At 54.3% G+C, this 18,755-nt stretch carries 20 protein-coding genes and 1 tRNA gene; 13 read left to right on the top strand and 8 right to left on the bottom strand.

The window, feature by feature from the left end:
* The first annotated feature begins 86 nt into the window (after nucleotides 1-86).
* The 3 genes from ybaK to R5H23_RS13080 all read left to right on the top strand — a co-directional run bounded on the left by ybaK (nucleotide 87) and on the right by R5H23_RS13080 (nucleotide 2,999).
* The gene (gene ybaK / locus R5H23_RS13070; protein ID WP_317215698.1) at nucleotides 87-566 is read left to right on the top strand and encodes a Cys-tRNA(Pro) deacylase; all 480 of its coding nucleotides are present in this window, start codon (nucleotides 87-89) and stop codon (nucleotides 564-566) included.
* Nucleotides 550-1,773 carry a DUF2075 domain-containing protein gene (locus tag R5H23_RS13075; protein ID WP_317215699.1) on the top strand — a complete coding sequence of 408 codons (1,224 nt, stop codon included), beginning with the start codon at nucleotides 550-552 and terminating at the stop codon, nucleotides 1,771-1,773. The genes ybaK and R5H23_RS13075 overlap by 17 nt, the downstream gene beginning before the upstream one ends.
* A gap of 107 nt (nucleotides 1,774-1,880) precedes the next feature.
* Nucleotides 1,881-2,999 (top strand): L-dopachrome tautomerase-related protein, encoded by a 1,119-nt coding sequence (locus R5H23_RS13080; RefSeq protein WP_317215700.1) that lies wholly within the window; start codon nucleotides 1,881-1,883, stop codon nucleotides 2,997-2,999.
* 118 nt (nucleotides 3,000-3,117) lie between these two features.
* On the opposite strand, the gene R5H23_RS13085 is transcribed toward R5H23_RS13080, so the two are convergent.
* Nucleotides 3,118-3,369 carry a hypothetical protein gene (locus R5H23_RS13085; RefSeq protein WP_317215701.1) on the bottom strand — a complete coding sequence of 84 codons (252 nt, stop codon included), beginning with the start codon at nucleotides 3,367-3,369 and terminating at the stop codon, nucleotides 3,118-3,120.
* Between the two features lie 407 nt (nucleotides 3,370-3,776).
* Nucleotides 3,777-3,862, bottom strand: a tRNA-Tyr gene (locus R5H23_RS13090).
* Nucleotides 3,863-3,932: 70 nt separating this feature from the next.
* Here R5H23_RS13090 and rlmB point away from each other — a divergent pair.
* Nucleotides 3,933-4,739, top strand: coding sequence for a 23S rRNA (guanosine(2251)-2'-O)-methyltransferase RlmB (gene rlmB / locus R5H23_RS13095; RefSeq protein WP_317215702.1), 807 nt, complete (start codon nucleotides 3,933-3,935; stop codon nucleotides 4,737-4,739).
* A gap of 305 nt (nucleotides 4,740-5,044) precedes the next feature.
* Nucleotides 5,045-6,973: a Hint domain-containing protein gene (locus R5H23_RS13100; protein WP_317215703.1), complete on the top strand. Its 1,929-nt coding sequence runs from the start codon at nucleotides 5,045-5,047 to the stop codon at nucleotides 6,971-6,973.
* A gap of 58 nt (nucleotides 6,974-7,031) precedes the next feature.
* Here R5H23_RS13100 and R5H23_RS13105 read toward each other — a convergent pair whose 3' ends face one another.
* A complete protein-coding gene (locus R5H23_RS13105; RefSeq protein WP_317215704.1) occupies nucleotides 7,032-8,105 on the bottom strand; it encodes an alkene reductase in 1,074 nt (357 codons plus the stop codon).
* A 95-nt stretch (nucleotides 8,106-8,200) separates the two neighbouring features.
* Between R5H23_RS13105 and R5H23_RS13110 the strand changes: the two genes are divergently transcribed.
* Nucleotides 8,201-8,533 carry a helix-turn-helix transcriptional regulator gene (locus tag R5H23_RS13110; RefSeq protein WP_046900860.1) on the top strand — a complete coding sequence of 111 codons (333 nt, stop codon included), beginning with the start codon at nucleotides 8,201-8,203 and terminating at the stop codon, nucleotides 8,531-8,533.
* Here the strand turns inward: R5H23_RS13110 and R5H23_RS13115 are convergent.
* Entirely contained in the window at nucleotides 8,506-8,982 is a 477-nt protein-coding gene (locus R5H23_RS13115) for a TspO/MBR family protein (protein WP_317215705.1), read from the bottom strand. The two genes, R5H23_RS13110 and R5H23_RS13115, sit on opposite strands and share 28 nt — an antisense overlap.
* Nucleotides 8,983-9,050: 68 nt before the next feature.
* The gene (locus R5H23_RS13120; protein WP_174694841.1) at nucleotides 9,051-9,419 is read right to left on the bottom strand and encodes a DUF6476 family protein; all 369 of its coding nucleotides are present in this window, start codon (nucleotides 9,417-9,419) and stop codon (nucleotides 9,051-9,053) included.
* Here R5H23_RS13120 and R5H23_RS13125 point away from each other — a divergent pair.
* From R5H23_RS13125 to R5H23_RS13135, 3 genes are all read left to right on the top strand, one after another.
* Complete coding sequence (locus R5H23_RS13125; RefSeq protein WP_046900858.1) at nucleotides 9,418-10,404, top strand: RluA family pseudouridine synthase; 987 nt, start codon at nucleotides 9,418-9,420, stop codon at nucleotides 10,402-10,404. The two genes, R5H23_RS13120 and R5H23_RS13125, sit on opposite strands and share 2 nt — an antisense overlap.
* Nucleotides 10,405-10,628: 224 nt before the next feature.
* Nucleotides 10,629-11,522: an RNA polymerase sigma factor RpoH gene (rpoH, locus tag R5H23_RS13130; RefSeq protein ID WP_317215706.1), complete on the top strand. Its 894-nt coding sequence runs from the start codon at nucleotides 10,629-10,631 to the stop codon at nucleotides 11,520-11,522.
* 176 nt (nucleotides 11,523-11,698) lie between these two features.
* Nucleotides 11,699-13,135 (top strand): glycosyltransferase family 39 protein, encoded by a 1,437-nt coding sequence (locus R5H23_RS13135; RefSeq protein ID WP_317215707.1) that lies wholly within the window; start codon nucleotides 11,699-11,701, stop codon nucleotides 13,133-13,135.
* A 4-nt stretch (nucleotides 13,136-13,139) separates the two neighbouring features.
* On the opposite strand, the gene R5H23_RS13140 is transcribed toward R5H23_RS13135, so the two are convergent.
* Complete coding sequence (locus R5H23_RS13140; RefSeq protein ID WP_317215708.1) at nucleotides 13,140-13,592, bottom strand: hypothetical protein; 453 nt, start codon at nucleotides 13,590-13,592, stop codon at nucleotides 13,140-13,142.
* 197 nt (nucleotides 13,593-13,789) lie between these two features.
* Here R5H23_RS13140 and R5H23_RS13145 point away from each other — a divergent pair, with 197 nt between their 5' ends.
* Together R5H23_RS13145 and R5H23_RS13150 are read left to right on the top strand one after the other, a co-directional pair.
* Complete coding sequence (locus R5H23_RS13145) at nucleotides 13,790-14,170, top strand: hypothetical protein (RefSeq protein WP_317215709.1); 381 nt, start codon at nucleotides 13,790-13,792, stop codon at nucleotides 14,168-14,170.
* Entirely contained in the window at nucleotides 14,167-14,355 is a 189-nt protein-coding gene (locus R5H23_RS13150) for a helix-turn-helix transcriptional regulator (protein WP_046900853.1), read from the top strand. The genes R5H23_RS13145 and R5H23_RS13150 overlap by 4 nt, the downstream gene beginning before the upstream one ends.
* Nucleotides 14,356-14,404: 49 nt before the next feature.
* Here the strand turns inward: R5H23_RS13150 and R5H23_RS13155 are convergent, their stop codons facing one another.
* Both R5H23_RS13155 and gap read right to left on the bottom strand, forming a co-directional pair.
* Nucleotides 14,405-15,619, bottom strand: coding sequence for a phosphoglycerate kinase (locus R5H23_RS13155; protein ID WP_046900852.1), 1,215 nt, complete (start codon nucleotides 15,617-15,619; stop codon nucleotides 14,405-14,407).
* 3 nt (nucleotides 15,620-15,622) lie between these two features.
* Entirely contained in the window at nucleotides 15,623-16,642 is a 1,020-nt protein-coding gene (gene gap, locus R5H23_RS13160) for a type I glyceraldehyde-3-phosphate dehydrogenase (RefSeq protein WP_317215710.1), read from the bottom strand.
* A 186-nt stretch (nucleotides 16,643-16,828) separates the two neighbouring features.
* On the opposite strand from gap, the gene R5H23_RS13165 reads away from it, so the two are divergent.
* Both R5H23_RS13165 and R5H23_RS13170 read left to right on the top strand, forming a co-directional pair.
* The gene (locus R5H23_RS13165; protein ID WP_244974468.1) at nucleotides 16,829-17,284 is read left to right on the top strand and encodes a hypothetical protein; all 456 of its coding nucleotides are present in this window, start codon (nucleotides 16,829-16,831) and stop codon (nucleotides 17,282-17,284) included.
* A gap of 27 nt (nucleotides 17,285-17,311) precedes the next feature.
* Nucleotides 17,312-18,754, top strand: a complete 1,443-nt coding sequence (locus R5H23_RS13170; RefSeq protein WP_317215711.1) for a glycosyltransferase family 2 protein — start codon at nucleotides 17,312-17,314, stop codon at nucleotides 18,752-18,754.
* The last annotated feature ends 1 nt before the right edge of the window (nucleotide 18,755 follow it).

Raw genomic sequence — 18,755 nt, forward strand, 5'->3', positions numbered from 1 at the left:
GCCGCCGACCGGACATGTTTATCGACTGATCGTGCCCCCTTCGACGGCTCCTGCAAGGTGCTTCGCGGCCAGACAGGGGATCACACATGAGCCGAGAAACCAGCGCCACTCTTTTCCTTGAAAAACAGGGCGTGCCTTTCAGTCTGCATGACTACGAATACAATCCGAATGGCGGCCTGATCGGTATGCAGGCGGCTGATGCCATCGGCGCTGATCCAGGCAGTGTGCTCAAAACCCTCGTTGTCGAAATCGACAAGAAACAGCCAGCCTGTGTCGTGGCTCCTGCTCATCAGAAGCTGAATTTGAAGAAGGTCGCAGCCTTATTCGGCGGCCGGAACGCAAGAATGATGAATCCGGAAAAGGCCCATGAACTGACAGGCTATCAATCCGGCGGGACAAGCCCCTTCGGCCAGGCCACATCTATTCCCGTTGTCCTGTCTCAGGACGCCATGGGACAGGAAGCCGTCTACATCAACGCTGGCTATCAAGGTTTCGTGGTGCGCATTTCCCCCGCGGACGCTCAGCGTATCACCGATGCCAAGGTGGCCGATGTTGCCGCAGACTGAGACGCTCTCTTCAGCGCAAACAAATGCCGCCATCACAAAATTTTCCCTATCGCGTCACTTGTCGGCTGAGCAGAAGGATCTTTTAAACGACGTCCTCTTGTTCTGCTCCGCGCATCTGTCAGATCAAAGCGCGCTCCTCATCATTGAAGGCGCTGCCGGCACAGGGAAGAGCGTTGTCCTCAATGCAATTTTCAATGCAATTCAGACACGCGCACGGTCAAAGAACCCAGATGATCCCATGACGGGCACACGCAACATGTTGCTGGTCAATCATCCGGAAATGCTGAAGCTTTACCGTAATGTCGCTGCGGAGACGCCAACTCTTCGCAAGGCCGATTTCGACAGACCTACGACGTTCATCAACCGCCTACACAAAACCAATCAGACGGCAGACATTGTTCTGGTCGATGAAGCCCATCTGCTTCTCACCCGGGCTGACCGATACAATCATTTCCAGCAACAAAACCATCTCGAAGAAATTCTGGCGTTGGCCCGCGTAGTCGTTGTGGTGTTTGACCCGTTACAGGTGCTGAAATTCAAGAGTCACTGGTCTGCGGATCTGCTTGATCGTTTCAAAACGGGTCGGGCAACCCAGACCCTGCACTTAACCACGCAATTTCGCGTCGAAGCGGGTCCAGAAGTCCGGCATTGGCTGGACCAACTTGCAGCGGGACACGTGGGAAAGCGCCCTAAAGACCCAGACTTTGATCTGCGCGTTTATGACGACTGCGCCCAGCTTTACGATGATCTGAAAGAGCGGAATAACGAAGTCGGCCTATGCCGTCTGCTCTCGACTTACGACTACCCTTATCGGCTGGATGGAGAAGACCACTTCATCGAGGAAGGACGCTTCCACCTGCGATGGGATCGCTCAAAGCCCGATGAAAAGCTTCCCTGGGCTGAACGCCCCGATACGATCGACGAAGTCGGCTCGGTCTACACAATTCAGGGCTTTGACCTGAACTACGCTGGCGTCATTCTAGGCCCTTCCCTGTCCTATGACGCTCAGACTGACAGTATCCGCGTCGATCCAGCCCGCTACGAAGACAGTGCTGCCTTTCAGGGACAGAGCGGAATTTTTGCTCCCCAGATGGCGAAGGAACGCATCATTCTAAATGCGCTGAATGTCCTGCTTACCCGCGGGATGAAAGGTCTTTACCTTTACGCGCATGACCCCGCGCTTCGAGAGCGACTACGGAACAGCTAGGACCAGCCTGCTACATGATGATTTTCAGCCCGGAACTTTAACGCTCAACTTAACTTGAATTGTTACCCGCACAGCGTTCTGATCCAGTGCGGCAAGGAGATTGGTTCATGACACTTCGCTATCCAGCCCTTCTTGCCGCACTCTTTGGCGCCCCATTAATTGCTTCCACTGCCCACGCTGCGGAAACAACAGACAAAGGTTTCACAGCGTCCGGAAACGTCGAAATCATCGGGCGCTTTACCGATGCGCAGCCCTCCGGCATTGCCACACTGCCAGATGGCCGGCTCGTCCTTGGCTTTCCCCGGAGCGTCAAAGACCATTCCGGGCCACGTCTCGCCACATATGCTGACGGCCACCTGACGCCGTTCCCAAATGCCGAAACACAACAGGATTTCGTGTCCCCTCTCGGCATGACCGTTGATGCGAAAGGGCACTTCTGGGTGCTCGATGAAGGAATACTGGCAGGCAAAGGAACGATCACAGGCGCGCAAAAGCTGTTTGAAATCGATCCTACGACCAACAAGGTTTTGAACGTTCTGACCCTGTCGGCGCCCACTCTTTTGCCAGACAGTCACGTCAATGACGTTCGGATTGACCTGACACATGGAAAGTCTGGAACCGCGTTTATTACCGACACGTCAACGGGCACCCATCCGGCGCTTATCGTCGTGGATCTTGCTTCCGGGCACCAGCGCCGCATTCTGGCCAATACGAAACCCGTCATGCCCGAGAACGGTTTTGTCGCCGTCATGGATGGCAGAGCAGCCCGATACAATCCAACCAAAGCTGAAATGCCCCAAGGGGGCGCCAATGGTATTGGCCTCAGCCCAGACCAGCAAACGCTCTATTGGCAACCGCAGACAAGCCGTCGCCTCTATGCGGCCCCCACGTCAGTTCTGTCGGACTGGAAAGCCACAGAAAAGCGCATCGAAGTCTCCGTCCTCGATAAAGGAGAAAGCGGGATGGGAGACGGCATGGCAACCGGACCTGACGGCTCTCTCTACATTACCGATGACGAACGCCACGCAATCCTGAAACATGCCCCTGATGGCACATTGTCAGTCGTGGCCCATGATCCGCGTATGATTGAACCAGATGGCCTGACCTACGGAAAAGACGGTCTGTACTGCACGATCGGACAATGGGCGCGGTTGCCAGACTTCCACAATGGAAAAGACATGCAGGAATTACCGTATATTGTCGTAAAAATCACTTTGCCTAAGTAACTCTTATTCCCGGGGCCGCATCCAAATGAAACACTGGGCTCTGCGGCACCGGCTTACTCGTTTTTCGGAAGCATAATGCGCTGGGACCGAGCTTATATTTGAGCAGTGAATGGAACAGCTATTCGCCTTTCCATCGCCACTTCCATCCGCCTTCCGTTTTAGCCGAGCAAATCCAAAGCAGTCCGACGACCGACATAAGATCCACGATAAGGGAAATAATAAAAACGGGCACGCTTTTGGCCCACATCATGATCATATTGCTCAGAAGGATCGTGCCAATAGACACAAGAATGGTCACACGTCCTTCCCATGTTATTGCGCGCCCTGCTCCATAACCATATTGCTTCGCCGCAAACCAAGGTCTTTCCATGACTGGCGCCCCCCTAAAAGAATATCCCGTGAAAAATTGAGGGTTCGCAGCGGCACACGTCAAGGCGAACGGCCTGTGTCACACAAATTTCGCAAGACCGCAGAAAATACTCGCAAACAATACCGGCAGAAGAAACCGGCCGATGCGGACTTTAAAGTCCGATATGCAGGTTCAAACCAGCGGCGCTTAAAAAACTCAATAATGCTACTCTGAATGTTGCTCTCAGCGACTAACCCGGCACTTGGATTTCATCGTCATGATGAAATGTGCAGTTGAGCGATTCAATGTGCGGTCTTTCGCACAGATCAACCCTTGACGCAGCTATACCGCCGACAGAGCCTACGCACAGCGAGAACTGAGTGAGGTCCCACACTGAAAAATAATTGATTTTCTTGGAAGAAAAGACCTGGTGGAGAGAGTTGGATTCGAACCAACGTAGGCGTACGCCAGCGGATTTACAGTCCGCCCCCTTTAGCCACTCGGGCACCTCTCCGGGTCGGCGGTTGGAATATGGCGGATGAACGGCTATGTCAATCGCCTATCGTCGATTATATGATTTTTTCATGTCCAGACGACCAAACTCCCGATCCGCCGCCCCGTCCCACTCTGGGGACAGAGGCCCTCAACGTTCCGGCAATGCCGAGCGCTCCTCCCGTTCAGGCAAACCTGCCTCCGGATACTGGATCTATGGCCATCATGCCGTAGAAGCCGCACTCAACAATCCTGACCGAACCATTCTCGAGTTTCTCGCAACCCGGGAAGCCGCATCATCGTTCAGCCAGTCCCTCCGCGCTCAACCCCAGATCGTTGACCGCGAACGACTGGATCGCCTGTGTGAGCGTGATGCCGTTCATCAGGGCGTCTGCCTGCGGGTCGAAGCTCTTGAACCGCCAACCATTCATGAAGCACTTGAACGGCCCGGCCCAATTCTTGTGCTGGATCAGGTGACAGATCCTCGGAACATCGGCGCCATCCTGCGCTCCGCTGCCGCGTTCGGCGCCTGTGCGCTGCTTGTTCAGGATCGCAATACCCCGCAGGAAAGCGGTGCCATGGCCAAGGCGGCATCAGGCGCTCTGGATCTTGTTCCCATTATCCGGGAAGTGAACCTGTCGCGCGCGCTCGCAACCCTCCAGTCGCAGGACGTCTGGGTTGTCGGACTGGACGCCGGCGGATCAAGGCTCGACGGAAGCAGCTTTGGTGCACGCCGTGTTGCTCTGGTTCTTGGTGCAGAAGGTGCAGGGCTACGCAGACTGACTCGGGAAACCTGTGACGAGATTTCCAGCGTTTATATGCCTGGGAACATGGAAAGCCTGAACGTGTCCAATGCAGCAGCTGTTGCTCTGTATGAACTGGCACGTCCTCAGAACTAACAGGACTATTCCGAAAATAACCTATAAAAATCAATCAGTAAGAGATCATCGACATCCTTACTGATTGATCGGGCCAAAGATAATATTTGTTACCAAATTGATAACGAATAATGTATTTTAACGAATTTGGCCACTTTCTAATCACGATCCTGTGAAAATGCCTCATTATCGTCAAATTTCATCACATTAAGGTTTGCATTAATAAATTTCTAACTGCTAGCTTACGCATGTATCGAAAGCGACGACTATTATGTCGGCAGCTAATGTTTGCTCATGGAAATCATGAAACAAGCAGGAGAAGAAACATGGCCAGCGCTCAAACTTATACAACTACGTCTGGGGTAACTTATACAGTTACAAATACTTCCATACTTCCACTTGTATATAGTTCATACGATGTTACCATTACAGCGCCAGACGGCACCGAATTACTGGATGCAACTAATATTAACCGCGGCGTAAACGTTTTTGGAGTTGTCCAGCTTCTCGCGTCGGGCGATGTCATTACTGGCTCATCAGATTCCAGTGTTCTCTTAAATCTTCTCAGTGTCGGAACATACGTCAGCGTACCGGGAGCAACGGGCGATTTCATTATTGGCGTGGGTGCCGCGACAGCAAATACTTATTACATTGGCGGCACAACATCCATATCCGGCTTGGCCAATCTCGTCACGGGATCAACCATTAACGTTGCTGGCGGTACCGCCACACTTACTGGAAGCAGCGGAAGCGCACTCGTTGGCGCTTTGAATGGCTCCACTGTCAATATTGAGTATGGCGGTACATTCAATACTGGGGCCGCACTGGCGAGTGCTTTGGAAGGATCGACCGTCTCATTTGGAACTGGCGGCGGAACGCTTATTTTAAACGGTGGCAAAACGGCTATTAGCCTGCTGGCCTCAGGATCGCTGGCAGCGACAACAATCCAGAACTACGACCCATCCAAAGACACAATTGAGCTTCAGAACACCGTAGCTGCCATAACAAAATATACAATATCCGGAGATTCAACAAAAACTATAACATTATATGGAAGCGATGGAACAGAAGTCGCTGAATATAGTGTTTCCTTAGCATCAGGCGTCACTCTTGCTAACGGCACATATAATTCCGTTAATTCCACCGAAAATAATCCACTTTCTGTTACCTACGATAGCGGAAATACTTATGTCGGTGTCTGCTTCCTTGCAGATTCCATGATTGCAACTCCATCTGGTGACAAGGCCGTCCAGGATATTGACGTTGGCGATGTCGTATTGGCCTATAACGGTCAATCACAAAAAACCGTTAAAGTTATCTGGGCGGGTCATACTCACGTTAATACGAAAGCCGATCTTCCAGACGATCAAGCAGGATATCCTGTCCGTATTCTGAAAGATGCCATTGCAGAAGGTGTTCCCTACAAGGATCTTCTCATAACGCCAGAGCACTGCCTGTTCTTTAACGGTAACTTTGTACCTGCCCGCATGCTGGTCAACGGACGATCCATTTTCTACGACCGCAGCATCACCAGCTACACCTATTTCCACATAGAGACAGAAGACCACTCAGTCATCATGGCTGATGGCATGCTGACTGAAAGTTATCTGGACACCGGAAATCGCCATCATTTCCGCCAGAATGGAAACGTGACTGTTATTTCAGGCCGGACAAAATCGGATCAACCCAAAAACTGGGTTAACGATGCAGCAGCCTCTCTAACGGTGGCACGCGGTTTCGTGCAGCCGCTCTTTGAGAGAATTCTACAGCGCGCAAAACAGCTTCGCATTCCAGGTCAAACACCACCTGTTGCCATGACGATGAATTCAGATTTTCATCTCGTTTCGGACACTGGCCTGCTCATTCATCAAACCCGCATCACGGGTGGGCGTGTTCTGTTCATGATCCCTTCTGCCGTCACATCGGTACGACTGGTTTCACGCTCCAGCCGCCCTTGCGATACCGTTGGTCCATTCGTTGACGATCGGCGACAACTCGGCGTTTGCGTTGGCGATGTCACCTTCTATGACTCCGGCAAATCAATTTGCCTCTCTGCCAAGGAGTCCGAAAGCGATCTTGCAGGTTGGTATCCTGTTGAAGAGGGCAACATTCGCTGGACGAATGGTAATGCTGTTCTTCCATTGGGAGAACGCTCAGCCAATAGCCTTGGGATGCTGGCTATCGAAGTCCTGGCAGGAGGACCGTATCTGCTGGAAGATCAGGACCAGCAGCACGCTGAATCGCTCTTCGCCTAAGACATCATCCATTTTCGCTAAGATAGCCGGGACGACACATCGTCCCGGCTTTTCAGGATTACTCAGCGAATGAGTAATCCGTATATCCATGCTCCCCGCGGCTGTACCACGTCGCCATATCATCGGCCTGAAGCGGCAGACCTTGTGCAAAGCGCGTCGGCAGGTCCGGGTTTGAAATAAATTTGCGTCCAAAGGCAATGGCATCGGCCCGCCCCTCACGGACAGCATCCTGAGCGCTTTCAAACGTGTAATCCTGGTTCAACACCAGTGGACGTCGGAACACCTTCCGAATTTGCGGAGAAACCGGCGGTTGATCCGTCCTGCCGAACGTTCCGTTCGGTCCAGGTTCACGCAGTTCAAGCCACGCCACACCCAGACGCTCCAGTTCGGCCGCCGCTGGCACGAAGACGGTTTCCGGTGCGGAATCAAGGCATCCCTGCGTGTCTCCGTTCGGAGAAAGCCTGACCCCCGTTCTCTCTCCACCAATGGTCGAGATGATCCGTTCCGTTACCTGGGAGAGAAGCCGGATTCTATTCTCAGGCGATCCGCCATACTCATCTGTCCGATGGTTGGTTCCATCTTTCAGGAATTCGTCAATCAGATAGCCATTGGCCGCGTGAAGCTGAATGCCATCAAAGCCGGCCTTGATCGCATTTTGAGATGCACGCTCATATTCCGCCAGAATACGAGGAATTTCGTCCAGTCGCAGCGCGCGCGCCTCTTCATAAGGCTGCTTGCCATCATAGGTGTGAGACTGACCGGGCGCCGTGGTGGGTGAAGGTGCGACCGGCTGCAGGCCGGTAACGGATGAATGTACCATCCTGCCCATATGCCAGAGCTGGCAGACAATCCGCCCACCCCTGTCATGGACAGCCTTCGTGATAGGCTTCCACGCCTCAACCTGCTCGTCTGACCAGATGCCCGGCGCGTAGGGCCAGCCCAGACCTTCGCGGGAGATGCCTGTTGCCTCTGTGATGATGAGGCCGGCTTCCGCTCTCTGCGCGTAATACTTTGCCATGATCGCTGTCGGAACAGCGTCCCGGCCCGCACGCGCTCTCGTGAGGGGAGACATGAAGATGCGGTTTTTTGCCGAAAATCCACCAAGTTCAATGGGATCAAAAAGATCGGGCATGAAAGGGTACTCCCTGATCGAAACTTCTATAGTTCGATAACGATCGAACTATAGAAGTGTTGCGTCAATTCTTCAAGGAAGGGATAAGACGCCGTATGCCGTGCCATGACTCGCCCGATCTGAAAAAGCTCGATCTGATTACGGTCCTCAGGGCTCTGGCTGATCCCGTGCGTCTGGACATTGTTCAGCGTCTATATGTTCTGGGCGAGGCAAATTGTGCCGCCCTGATCGGGGCGCGCCCAAAGTCCAGCATGTCCCATCATTTTCAGGTTTTGAGAGAAAGCGGTGTTCTGCACACCCGAATTGAAGGCGTGCAGCACCATAACTCCCTCCGCCTTCAGGAACTTGAAGAACGCTTTCCCGGGCTGATGCAATCAATCCTCGGCGGGGCAGACGCCACTCAGTTGCGGCGCCAGACTTCTTCCTGAACAAACACCGCGAACGTCAGCCACACGAAAAACGGGATCTGCAGCTTAGCGGCGGACGGATCAGCTTTTTTTGCCGTCCAGATCGACGCGCCTGACGTCACGACCAGACCAATGCAGATCGCCAATCCTGCATCCAGACGCCGCTTACGGAAAACTGCGAACGGAAAGCCTGCTACACCAGCAACACAGACAGCCCAGAGCCAAAGTGCTGCGGTCCGTGCGCAGGAACGTTCAGCTCGCAGAAGACGATACCCCGACCATGCCAGCAGGCCGTCCAGAAGGGTCCAGACCACGGCATACACAGGGGCTGGCGGCGAGAAATCTGGCTTGTTCAGATGGTGATACCAGCGCCGGGTTGAGCCATCTTCGGCCGGGCTGATCTCCCGGCCGAGATATTGCGCTCCGAAAACCGTTCCAGCAGCCAGAGCGGCGTCAATAATGCGTCCCATGATGTCTGTCCTGATATGATCTTGTCAGTAACAACGCATCAGGAACTGGAATGTTCAGGCGAGAGACCTTACGGGGCGCTTGGAGGCACTCCGAAATCGAGTTCTGCCATGACGCGACCTGCCTCAGGGCTCCACAAGAGAACTCGTTCAGCGCCCGGACGCCCTAATGTTACAGCCATCATGCCGTCCGGCCGTGCAGTTACCGCCGTAATATGTTCCCCCTCTCCCAAGGGCAACGCAAGGCGCGTCGAAGACCCGGATGGCGGCGCAGAAATACTGACATCATGATGCGGATGCATAACGCGATGGGCGATCACACCAATCATGACCGCCACCCCGGCGACGATCATAACTCCCATGATAATGACGGCGCCGAGCAACGCTTTCGGTGTACCTGACTCGCTGCCCGCTTGATCCTCGGCTAAACCCTGATTCATGTCAGATCCTGAAACCCCGTTCCGTCTTGTTGTTGATGCCAGCCTGGCCGGCCAACGCGTTGATCGCGCCCTTGCTGACGCCATCGGCACGATTTCCCGCTCCCGGGTCAAGACCCTGATCGAAGAGGGTCATCTGACCCGCAACGGCCAGATCGTCAATGAGCCCGCCGATACACTCCGTGACGGGATGGAGCTTGTGCTTTCGTTCCCTACCCCACTTCCGGCTCGTCCCCTGGCGGAAAATCTGCCCCTGACGATCTTATATGAAGACCGGGACCTGATCGTTCTGGATAAGCAGGCCGGTCTCGTAACCCATCCTGCGCCCGGCAACGAAACCGGCACTCTGGTCAATGCCCTTCTCGGACATTGCGGCGAAGGGTTTGAAGGCATTGGTGGCGAAAAACGCCCCGGAATCGTACATCGGCTCGATAAGGACACATCAGGCCTGATGGTCGTGGCCAAGAATGCCATGGCTCATAACGCCCTGTCGGAAGCGTTCGCTGCGCGCGACATCGATCGTGCTTACATGGCCCTTGCCTGGGGTCTACTGCCCTCATCCGGCGAATTTGACGGCGCCATCGGGCGGGACAAGAAAGATCGCAAGCGCATGGCGGTCGTTCAGTCAGGCGGAAAAACCGCTCTCACGCGCTTCAAGCTTCTGGAGCCGATCCATGCAAGCGTCTCATTGATCGAATGCAAACTGGCCACTGGGCGAACCCATCAGATTCGTGTTCATCTCTCACAGGCAGGACACCCTCTGCTCGGAGACCCCGTGTATCTGCGTCGTATTCCGGCCGCAGCCCGCGGTTTACCTCAGGATGCGAAAGAAGCGGCTCTTGATTTCCCACGCCAGGCTCTCCATGCCGCCCGACTCGGCTTCATTCATCCCAGGACAAAAAAGCCACTTTCTTTCGAAACTGCGCCTCCTGAAGACTTCCAGACCTTGAAAATGCGCCTGACAGGCTCAACCTCTGAAAGTTCTTGACCTTTTCGGTTCCACCTGTCATAAACACGCTTATCCGACGAGCTGACGCGCCGCCGGAACGGATCGTACCACCGTGCACTGCCCAATCTGGGGGTAAGCGGCTGGGGACGTGATAGTCCTTCCCAATGCGTCACCTGGGTGTGAGGAACTTTGCCTCTGCCAGTTCGTATGAGTCTACTCCTCATCGAGCCATGCACACCCCCGGGCGAAAGGAATCGAAGACCATGGCATCTCCAGTTGTCATCTCCGTGGGTCCTGAAAACAACCTGACCCGTTATCTCCAGGAAATCCGCAAATTCCCCCTTCTGACGCCGCAGGAAGAGCTCGATCTCTCCCGTGCATGGCGCAAGAATGAAGACACCAGCGCGGCACACCGCCTGGTGACGTCTCACCTTCGTCTCGTGGCCAAGATTGCCATGGGCTATCGCGGCTATGGCCTCCCGGTGAATGAACTCATCAGTGAGGGCAACATCGGTATGATGCAGGCTGTCCGCCGCTTCGACCCGGAGCGCGGGTTCCGCCTTGCAACCTACGCCATGTGGTGGATCCGTGCTGCCATGCAGGAGTATATCCTGCACAGCTGGTCACTGGTTAAAATCGGTACGACAGCTTCGCAGAAAAAGCTGTTCTTCAATCTCCGTCGCCTGAAAGGGCAGATGCAGGCCATTGATGATGGTGATCTGAAGCCAGAGCAGGTGAATTCCATTGCCACCACGCTCGGCGTTCCGGAACAGGACGTGGTGTCTATGAACCAGCGTCTCGCCGCCCCGGACCATAGCCTGAATGCGCCCCTGCGTATTGATGGCGAAGGCGAGTGGCAGGACTGGCTGGTGGACGACAACGAAAACCAGGAGCAGACCTACGCGGCGTCCGAAGAGTTCAGTGGTCGTAAAGCTCTTCTCGATCAGGCCATGATGACCCTGAATGAACGCGAACGTCACATTCTGGCCGAGCGTCGCCTCAAGGAAGAGCCATCTACGCTGGAAGATCTTTCTCACCACTACAACGTGTCACGTGAGCGGATCCGTCAGATTGAAGCACGCGCCATGGAGAAGCTTCAAAAAGCCATGTCGGCCGAAGTTGAGCTTCGTCGTCGGGAGAATGGCCTTCAGGCCTGAACAGACAAAATACTCTTCAGAAAAGCTGCCAGATATGTCTCTGGCAGCTTTTTTTGTTTCTATCGGCTCTCTGTGAGATTAATCAAAAATAGAAATAACTAATTTATTACAATAAAATACACAATTAACCTGTAATGGAATGAAGTCTTATAAAAATATAACCAGAAAATTTTCCTGTGATCAAAAATCGAAACGAATTTTTATTAAATGTAAGTTTATTGATTTTTATCATACTCTGCAGAACGCAGACATTCGGAAATCCTCTCATCTATTCCGACGAGGAATTTTATCTCTTCGGAGGCGGTAGAATTCTTCATGGAGATCTTCCCTACCTTCAGTTCTGGGACAGAAAACCGGTTGGAATATTTCTGCTTTACGCATTCTTTCACCTTTTCGGCCCTTACAGAATTTTCGCCTATCAGTTCGGCGCGGTGACTGCCGTCTGGGGTACGGCCTGGCTTCTGTTTCGCATGGGAAAAACCATCGCTTCCACGACAGCTGCTTTTCTTTCAGCCTTGCTCTATCCAGCCCTCCTCAATCTCTCACGGGGAGAAGGAGGTCAGACCCCGATTTTCTATAATTTCCTTGTAACAGCCGCCATCGCTCTTGTTTTGCATGATCTTCTGCAGCCCGATGGCAAAATTCGAAGAAAAACAGTCCTTTCCGCCGTATTTCTGTTCGGCCTCGCCATGCAGATAAAATACACTGTCATCTTTGAAGGGGCTTTCGTTGGAATTTACTATGTCGTCAGGCAGTATCTAGCCTCCCGTTCCATCCCCGATTCCTTGAAAGACACTGGTCTTCTGGCCTTTATCGGCCTTCTTCCTACATTTCTTGCTTTTTGCTTCTATGTCACGATCGGGCATCCAGGAGCATGGGTTTTCGCAAACCTGGATTCCATTTTCCTGCGTGGTCATTTTCCAGACGGAGAAGCGCACTACCTAGAAATTCGAATGCTGAAATCGGCCCTTCCTCTCCTGCCGGGGCTGATAGCCACGATACTGATCGCACGAGCGAAATCATGGCCTGCCCATTATGTCTTTCTCATACTCTGGGCCGGAGCCGCCTGCTTAGGGATCATCGCATTTGGGGGATGGTACCCTCATTACATTTTGCCACTTTATGCTCCGCTAGCTCTGGCCTGCGTATCGCTCTGGACCTGGAAAGCCGGTCGCGTATGGCTCATTGGTCTTCTTTGCATCGTCTCAATTGTCGGGCAGCTTAGTCTGCACAGACACCGCATAAACGACGGCGATCAGCGAAGTTTTCAGGCCATGTTGGATGTCTTCAAGCAAAAACCGGGTTGTGTTTTTGTTTATCAGGGGCCACCTGCCCTGTATGACACACCTTATTGGTGCTCTTTGACCAACCATCCTTTCCCGGGCCATTTCAACACAGCAGTTGAAGCCCATGCGACCGGGATGAATGTTCTTCAGGAACTCGATAGAGTTCTTGCCAGAAAACCTGAATATATCGTCACGGAAGATGCCTCTCCCTTACGGGAAAATATTGCGTCACGGCGTGAGGTCTTTAAGGCTATCAAAGCAGACTACACGCCAGTATATCGCTTCACAAGCGTAAGTAACTCACTCTACATCTACCGACATCGGTAACTTGTTACTGGGAGAGAGGCACGGCCAAAGCTAGGCCGCCCGCCATTGCGCCGCCGCCTTTACGATGCTGATCAGGATGATTTTCCGCAGCAGCATCGTTGATTTCACCAACTTTATTGGAAAAGAAATCGGGCTTCACATAGGCGTCAGGCTGCGCTGAATCCTGAGGGCCTTCAATATTCTCATCGGGGACTGGAGCTGCACCGAAGCCCGACGTCATTTGCTGAGCCACGACTTCTGCCCGGTGGTGGTCCAGACCGCGCATCAGGGCCGCCCCTTGCCGCGGATCAGCCGATACTTCCTGGGACAGCGAGGCGTTAAAAGGGTGCGTAAACGCTGAGAATGGCTTTTTTGCCGCCGGAACTGGCTGCACAGGCTCTGCAGCCAATGCACTACATGTCCCTACTGCCAGAGCAAACAGTGGAAAAGACTTCATCAGCATAGGCAGAAGGCGCATCAGGCGGATTCCAGCACGACAGGGAGCTGAAAGCAGTGTGGTGGGTCAAAGCCTCAAATTACAATTGAAAAAATTAGAAAGTTTCGTGACGTCACAAAACGTGATCCGCGCAGGTGTCTGAAACGAGTATTTTGTAAAGCTTACTTGACATTCTAGCCCAAAAAGTAAAGCCTGCTTTACATAAGGAGGGCTCAGACATGCTGTATGGTCGTCAATATCTCATCGAACTCGGTAGCGCGCTCGCGCTGTATCTTGTGCTGCTGTTCGGAGCCAATTATCTGCAACTGGCGCTCCACCCGGCTCCTTTAACAAGAATAATACTGGCACTCACACCCATGGTGGGAGCTGTGACAGCAGCATGGGTCATCATGCGTGCAATCTGGCGAATGGATGAATTACAACGTCGGATTCAGTTGGATGCTATTGCAATGTCATTTTTGGGAACCGCTCTACTGACCTTTGGCTGGGGCTTTGCCGAAAGTGCCGGATTACCAAAACTCAGAGCCTTTGCAGTCTGGCCGATCATGGGAACCCTCTGGTGGATCGGTGGTCTTGTCGCTCAAAGGCGCTATCGATGAACAACTGCCTCAAGGAACTTCGGGCAGAACGAAGCTGGAGCCAGGCCGATCTAGCAGCAGAGCTGGCGGTTTCAAGACAGACAGTCAATGCCATTGAAAAAGGGCGTTACGACCCGAGCCTGCCGTTGGCGTTCACAATCTCACAGCTTTTCGGCCGCAGTATTGAGGAAATTTTCTTCCCGTGAGCCGGCCATAAAAAAAGCGGGGAGTTTGCCCTCCCCGCTTTTTTAGAACTCAGTCCAGACCAAGCTGGTGTCCGGTTGTGCGAAGCACCTCGATGCCTGGAAGGATTTTTCCTTCCAGCCATTCCAGAAATGCACCACCCGCCGTGGAAACGTAGCTCATCTGGCCAGCAACCCCAGCGTGACGCAGCGCGGAAACGGTGTCTCCACCGCCTGCCACAGTGCGAAGCTTGCCTTCCTGCGTCAGGCGAGCAGCTTCCTGTGCAACCTCAACCGTGGCACGGTCAAACGGCTCGATCTCAAACGCCCCGAGTGGGCCGTTCCAGACAAGCGTTTTCAACGTAGCCAGACGCTCGTTGATCAGTGCAACAGTGCGCGGACCAGCATCAAGGATCATGGCGTCGGCAGGCACTTCGCCAATCAGGCAGGTTTCGGTTTCTGCACCGGCCTTGAACTCGCGAGCCACAACGGCATCCACTGGCAGAATGATTTCACAGCCCTTTTCCTGCGCCAGATGCGCAATCTTGCGAGCTGTTTCGTGCATGTCCGCTTCCTGAAGGGACTTGCCGACATTCATGCCTTCTGCCGCCAGGAACGTGTTGGCCATGGCACCCGTGATGAACAGTGTGTCCACCTTAGCGATGACATTGCCAATCAGATCCAGCTTCGTGGAGATCTTGGAACCGCCGATGATGGCACCAACCGGACGCTCCGGATTCTCCAGTGCAGCCGACAGAGCCGATAGCTCAGCCTGCATCAACCGCCCGGCGAAAGACGGAAGATCATGCGCCACACCTTCGGTAGACGCATGGGCGCGATGCGCTGCCGAGAAGGCATCATTGACGAAAATATCGCCATTCTGGGCAATCGCTTTGGCAAATTCCGGATCGTTAGCTTCTTCACCCGCATGGAAGCGCGTGTTTTCCAGAACCAGCACTTCCCCATCATTGAGAGCCGCAACAGCGGCTTCAACAGTCGGGCCTACGCATTCCGGAACGAAGCCAACAGGTTTGCCCAGAACTTCCCCAAGCTTTTCAGCAATCGGACGCAGGGACATGCCAGGAACGACCTTACCCTTCGGGCGGTCGAAATGGCTGAGGACCACAACGCGCGCGCCCTTACCGGCAAGCTCATTGATGGTCGGGGCAACGCGCTCGATGCGCGTGGCGTCAGTGATGACGCCGTCATGCATCGGCACGTTCAGATCAGCCCGGACGAGCACGCGCTTGCCGCGTGCCTCCAGGGTGTCGAGCGTGCGGAAAACCATGGGTCAGAGGCTCCCGAAAGCAGCAGCCGTGTCGGCCATGCGGTTGGAGAAACCCCACTCATTGTCATACCAGGCACAGATGCGAACGAGCTGGCCGCCATCGACCAGTGCCGTCTGTGTTGCATCGAACGTGGAAGACGCAGGGGAGTGGTTGAAATCCGTGCTGACCAGCGGCGCCGTGTTGTACTCCAGAACGCCCTTGAGCTTGCCTTCGGACGCAACGCGGATTGCTTCGTTCACGGCTTCAGCGGAAACAGGAACGGTCTTCGGCACGAAGTCGAGCGAGACAAGAGAGACGTTCGGCGTCGGAACGCGAATCGCCGTGCCGTCCAGCTTGCCCTTCAGGTGCGGCAGAACCAGGCCAACAGCCTTCGCAGCACCCGTGGACGTCGGGATCATGTTCAGAGCCGCAGCGCGGGCACGACGGGGGTCCTTGTGCAGGGTGTCCACCGTGCGCTGGTCACCGGTGTAGGAGTGAATCGTGACCATGTAGCCGCGCTCGATGCCGAACGCTTCGTCCAGAACGTAAGCGACAGGAGCAAGGCAGTTCGTGGTGCAGGATGCGTTGGAAATGACCTTCATGTCCGGCGTCAGAACGTCGTCGTTCACACCGAAAACGATGGTGGCATCCACATCCGTTGCAGGAGCGGAGACGATCACGCGCTTTGCGCCAGCTTCCAGCAGGGCAGCGGCCTTTTCACGCGTGGTGAAGAGACCCGTACATTCCATGGCAACATCGATGCCTTCGAATGGAACCTTGGACGGATCACGCTCGGCAGAAACGGTAATCGGACCGTAGGTACGGCCGTTTGCTTCAATGATGAGCGTATTGCCTTCAGCGCGGACCTTGCCCGGCAGGCGGCCATGAACGCTGTCATAGGCCAGAAGGTGTGCGTTTGCTTCGACCGAACCAAGATCGTTGATGGCTACGACCTCAACGTCCGTACGACCGCTCTCAATGATGCCGCGCAGAACGAGACGTCCGATACGTCCGAAACCGTTGATTGCGATTTTTACCGCCATGCCTGCCTACTCCGCTATTCTGACGAAAGGGCTTCTTCCATAGCACCGCCACAGCGAAGCAACAGGGGGTTGGCATAGTTTTTCATGAACTTGATGCGCTTAATCTTGCCGAAACCCTCCGTTCCTGCGACGGTCCCGCGCAATATGGCTGCATTTGTCCGACATTTTCGTTCGCCCCGAGGCATCATGGCTCCACGCGCTCTCTCTCTGGCAGGCTGCATCCTGCTGGCTACGCCCCTGCTTGCGGGCTGCAAACTGGTTGATCAGCGCACGTTCAACCCGCAGGCAGGCAAACCGCCTCAGCCGTATATCCCGCCACCGCCCCCGGCCCCGAAAGCGAAACCGCCATTCCTGCAAATCGAAGGTGGGACTCCGGAATCCGAATACGGCCCTGTCGTAGATCAGGCTGTTAAGTCAGCGTTGGCCCGCAAGGAAAATGTCCTCTTTATCGTCAGGCTTCTGGTCCCGCTTCAGTCTGATCCGGCTGCCCAAACCAAAGCCATGACAGAGGCGACACAAACAGATCTGGAGCCTGTTGCTCACAGGATCAGCGCGGCCGGTGCCCAGCCTATCCAGATCGAGATGCATGCTCTCACTGATCCATCGGTCCAGCGTCCGCTGATCCGTGTGGATGTTCGCTAAAACAAGACACCACGGAAACATCACTTTATGCCAAGTGCAGCCTGTGCCGTCCTGACCCATAACGCCGCTCCTCTTCTAAAGGAGTGGCTGCTGTGGCATCTGGCACTCGGTTTCGAGCGTATTCTCGTTCTCGATGCAGGGTCCACAGACGAGACGCAGGCTGTTGCACTCGCAGCAGAACATATTGGCCCGGTTGAACTCCATGAGTTCGTCAGCGGCGATGAGCTCTCGCCTGAAGAGCTCCGCAAGACTTTAACGGCCGAAGCGGCTCGTCTGGTGGGTCAGGACCAGGATTGGCTCCTGGTTTTGGACGTTGATGAATTTCTCGACCCGGAGACAACGCTGGAGAACCTGCTGGCGACAGCGGGAGACGCTGACGCCATCGCCATCAACTGGTGCATCTACGGAAAGCCCCTCAAGCCTGTTCCGGCCCCTTCTATCATTCAGGCATCACCCTATCGGAGTGCCGTCACTTTCCCTGACAACCGGATGGCCCGTCTGCTTGTCCGGACGAAAAAACTCCCAACTTCGATAGACGTCCTGTCTCCGGACCTCTCCTGTGAACGCATCGTCCATCCGGATGGCACGCCAGTCGAACGGATCGGCCCTGGTGTCGCCGTCTCATGGAAAGGCGCGCGCATTCTTCATTATGTCTGGGCAGGAGATCCAGATATGCCTCCTCATCTTGCAGATCATTATTTCTGCCGGGATGAAGAAGATCTATCCCCAAGACGACGACTGCCTGACGTCTCCATGATCCGGCACGATCTCATGGACACGCAGGCCTACCGGGGATTGGAAAGTCTTCTTCAAAGCCTGACGCAAGAGCCTTCCCTGGCACTCCCTGAACTGCCGGATGCAGGAAGCTCCATGCCGGACCATGGTCAGCATGAGCAGTTTTCTTTCCATCGTGTCCGGCCCTTAGCCGAAGAGCGGCTCCTTCTAACGCCTCAGAGTGCTCCTCTGCCAACGCGCACACGGGCTTGTTTCATTCAGGATGTGACAGGCGATTTTCTAGTCGTGGGAGCAGATGGATCTCCCCGCTTTTCCAGCGATCCGAATATAAAAACGACAGACAAACTGGTCGGCATTTATCAGGATAGCCGTCCTGAAATCCTGATGTTCTCGTCTCTCAATGGGCATCCTGTTCAACTGGGGAACCAGTCTCTTCTGCGGCCTGTTCTGACAATATGCTGGATTGAGGCCGACACATTCATTTTTGCGGATGATAGCGGGTTTGGTGACACCCTGTTCCAGTTCGTGCCGACCGAGGAGGCAATTTCTCTGGATCTGCCGGCCCTTCCAGCCCCCGACACAGCGGAAGGTCTGTCTTTCAAAGGATTCTGCGCGTGGTTTATTCGCCATCCTCACTGCGCATTGAGAGATGTGGCGCGCGTGATAGCTCTGCTCTCTGAAATGGGACGGAAAGATCTGGGAAACGCTGTACCAGAATTGCAAACGTTCCTCTGAC

The organism is Gluconobacter sp. GP1 (genome assembly GCF_032913585.1).
Taxonomy (GTDB): domain Bacteria; phylum Pseudomonadota; class Alphaproteobacteria; order Acetobacterales; family Acetobacteraceae; genus Gluconobacter; species Gluconobacter cerinus.